Raw genomic sequence first — 4,005 nt, forward strand, 5'->3', positions numbered from 1 at the left:
AACTTTCTGCTCAATGGCAGAACCCTGGTCATCAGACAAGAATTCTCTGCCAAACCCCTGGATAATGAGTTGCGTCTGTAAAGTTTGCACCCTCTCCCAGTCTGTTGTACTAACACCGGAGTAATCAAGACCTTTGAAAAGATCCCTATTAATGTCTGGTGTAAGAGACGTATCAGAATAAACACCACCAAGGGTGTCAATCACTCTGAATTTCACCAGTGCTCTAGCCGCATCCTGATCCCCGCGCAACCCCAGTTCCCTTAAATAGTATCTTTTGGCCGACTCACTGTATTCTCCGAAAGCCTCATTCCAGACAAGATTAATATTCTCGTAAGAGAACTTAACTCTGGGGTAAGAAGACTCTATCTTCCCTTTAAATTGCTGGTAGGTGTCCTGCATTCTGGTTTTTTTTTCGTCAATACCCGATTTGCTGAGATGACTTACCAGAAAATCCTTCGCCGCCTGATCAAATAGCTGGCCTTGTTTCAATTTTGGCTCTATGGCTTTCCAGGCCTCATCTTGCAGCGCCATGAGTTCTTTGAATAAATCCGATTCAAAATCCGATGGATCACCGAGACCGGTTTGAAGGAGCGATTTACTGGTCACTGACTCTTTGAGGGCTTCGGAAAGCACACCAGCCAGCATTGCCTGCGGGTCATACCAGAGGTTTACCTGTAAATCGGACTTTGAATTGGCCGCAATCCATAACCGGATACGGTTAAGTTCCCCGATGGTTGGATTAACGCTAACAAAATGCAGCTTTTCAGGGACTGTCTTGGTGATGGTTTTAAACCAGCTTTCAAGGTCTGTAGTCAATTTTGCAAGCTTTGCTTCGACATCCCTTTCCAGTGTGTGATTCCTGGTCAGGTCGATGAGTCTTTCGTAGACAGCTAATACCGAAGTATAAGTTATTGACGGATTCAGATCGCGATGAACATCCAGCTCTTTAAAGGCTCTGAGCAGGTTTTGATAACTCGCGTTCAAGTATGAATTTTCGGAACGCAGGTAATGCAGTAACGGTTCAAATTCCTTTTGGAACCCATCAGAGTCAGGAATCAGTTTGTTCATTAATTCCAGGTCTTGACCTTCAGCTGGATTAGTATCGGAACGGCGAACCCTGTGCCCTGCCGCTGGTTTATTTACTGCGGTGTAACGCCACAGGGGGAGAGGTAGCAAGCTATCAACCGGGGTCATTGGGCCAATGGAAGCCAGTTGCAGACCATAAGTTTCATTCCCTTCAGGCTCTGCCGTCAATTCCATGTGCCGTCCAAGGGCACCGTATCCAGTCACCGCCAGGGGCATGGATTTTTTGCTGTCTGTCGCTGTCGTTTGATTTAATCTTACCCGAAATGGCAGGTTTTCTTTGAGCATTACCTGACGGGGGTTTACTACTGGTAACGGTCGCCCTTCCTGTTCGGGATAGTGCCGTGGCAAACCAAGGTCAGTCCGAATCCGGTTTTTGATGGCGTTGGTATCTTCTTCTGGTGCCAGCCCAAGTGCCAGCCGCCATGCCTGCCTTAACTGGTAAAACAGCGAAATGTGGCCTGACAGCCATCCGGAACTGTAAGGCAAGTTTCCTTCGTCTGGATTAAAATGAATGAGAGTGAACGTGCTGTTATTGATGGTCTGGTTAACCAGAGCAAGGTCATGGGCGGTGTCATTATCCGCGCCATTCTGGATGGGCAAATAGGTCAGCGGGCCAGACTCACCACCGGAGGGCGCACCATCGCGACCGGGGATAATCAAACTGACATACTCTTCGGGAATTGTCCTGTTCCGTTCATTGGGCGACACTTCCATTAAGTCATGGTCGTGTATATCGCCAAGGGTATCAGGTCTTATCACGGTTGTTACGTTGCCCGACAGCATCCGTAATTCGTCTGAATTGTCTACCCGGCGCCTGAACAGGTCGGTTGCATCCACCAGTTGGCGCAGGTCACTGGTAATGGTCTGGTTACTGGTACTGGCCAGATAGTCCGGCGTCAGGTAAACACCTATCCAGTCACCCAAAGTCTTGAGGGTGAAGAACCTGCCATTGATGCTGCGGGTGTTGTTGTCAAAGCGCAGTGCCAGCTCCTGCTCGGCCAGGCCATCGTACTCTCCCTGTTGTGCCTCATCATTTTTTTTGAGTCGCTGAAAGTTTGCCAGAGTCGTATTATCGGAGTTCCTGTTCATCAGCCAGTCCAGACTGTCGTCAAGAGCCCTGCGAAAATCCCACTGCTCACTGCGTAGCGGTCGCTCGTCGTAAACCGCAACGATGGCCTTGAGTAAATCGGCCATTTCCCCGGTATTCTCTGTTAACGGTTCCCGGTCTTCCATTACTCTGGCAAGCGCCGTCGCCAACCCGTCATTCTGATAAAGTGCACGCACGGCATCAACAAAATCTTCCGCTGTGCCACCACGTTTTCTGAGGTTATGACGTTGGCCTGACACCAACCGCTGGTAGAGGTCACCGGACTCTGATGGCCATTGCCGGGCCTGATAACTTTCATCAAGCCCATAGTTGGGTTGCAGTATTTCCAGCTTGTTATGAGTGACACCCCAGAGCTGTTCAATACCGGCCACAGCCACGGTACTGTCCGCCAAAGTCATTCGCCATGCGGGTACCAGCAGAGCCGACAACCCGCGCCCAAGTGCCTCGTCAGAGTGCCGGGAAAGATCGGCGGCTCCCAGACGAATCAGTGGTTTACTGTCGTTTATTAAGCTCGCGTCACTGTCAATAAATAATCGGTCGGACTCTGCCTTGATAAGAGGGGGTTTGTGATCCGGCTCTGGGCCACTGGCAACCTGAAGTCCGCGAAGAAAGGCCAGCAACTGTTTGTTAAAACCACCGTATAGAAACAGTCCTGCCAATTTCTCAAGGTCAAAAACCAGCCGCTGGAGCGTTTGTGTTGAATCTTTGTAACCGAGTGAATGATAGCCTTTCACATCAAGGGTTATGTCGACAAGTTGCAATGGCTGAGCTGCGTCGCCCTGAGGGTATACCCTGATAGCTATTTCCGTTCCGTTTATGTGGGTGCGGTAACCTTCGCCAAAAGCGGGACAGGTTATTGTCTCGTCGATGCGCAAAAGGGGCGCGACGGGCGTGAAGGCAGAGTAACTGTCAGGCACGGGTCTGGTGACATTGCCTGTTGAAGGGATCTCCTCGCTTTTGAGCCAGGTAAGTGTTTGACTAAGGTCGTTTTTAGAATGCCAGTGCCTGGCTTGCAGTTCGGCACTTAGAGGAGTTGGAGGTTTCTCAAGATTTTTTGGGCCATTGAACAGATCAGGAAGCAAAGACTCCAGCCAATAGAGTGAAGTCGGCGATACTTTCTGATTCAACCATTTGGCAGCCAGGGTTTCAGAGATAAAGTCGAGCTGTGTTTGAGTGGCTATAGCGGAAACCACATCATCAGTCTGACTGATGGGAGACGGGATTAAACCGCCACCATTCTCTTTGGAACCATTCTGGCGCGCCTGAAATTCTGGCCAGAAGTTATTGGGGTCACAGGCTTCATAAACGACCATTGCCATGTTGTTCAACAACCTGGCAACGATTCGGTCAGTTCCGGGAGCATCGGCTATACCGGCAGCTTTGCCCGAAGCCTGGGGCAATAATGACGGATTGATGATCGATTGCCCGATTAACAATGTCACGCCATCGTCGTCATAATAGATATTCTGCCCCGGCAAATCAGGGTCAGACAGGATAATACTGATATTCCGATGTATGTAGTGAGGAAAAAAACCGGACTGCTCAATTAACCAGAAGGCTCGGTCAATGGCTGTCCTGACAGTAATAATGTGTTCTGGCGTGGCAAAGACCGACTCCGGGTTGGCCGGGTTTGCCGACAGTCTGATGGTAAAGGTATCGGTATTAACAGTGGCCGAGTAAAACCAGTTATCGCTGGCATCCAGCCACTGTCTTTTGGGAGCAGGGCTGAGAGGATTGGTATCAGTCAGATTGGCAGGCATACGGGAAGCTCTCCGTAACTGACAGGTCATTCAGCCTTGACCTGTCCTATC

The 4,005-nt window shown here is 49.9% G+C and carries 1 protein-coding gene (cut by a window edge); it reads right to left on the reverse strand.

From position 1 onward, the window contains the following. Positions 1 to 3,984, reverse strand: partial view of a TcdA/TcdB catalytic glycosyltransferase domain-containing protein gene (locus P6910_RS09150; protein ID WP_317145966.1) — the start only. 18,387 nt of this gene lie to the left of the window's left edge; only the first 3,984 of its 22,371 coding nucleotides appear in the window; it begins with the start codon at positions 3,982 to 3,984; its stop codon lies off the left edge, out of view. Positions 3,985 to 4,005: the final 21 nt, after the last annotated feature.

Source organism: Endozoicomonas sp. 8E, assembly GCF_032883915.1.
Taxonomy (GTDB): domain Bacteria; phylum Pseudomonadota; class Gammaproteobacteria; order Pseudomonadales; family Endozoicomonadaceae; genus Endozoicomonas_A.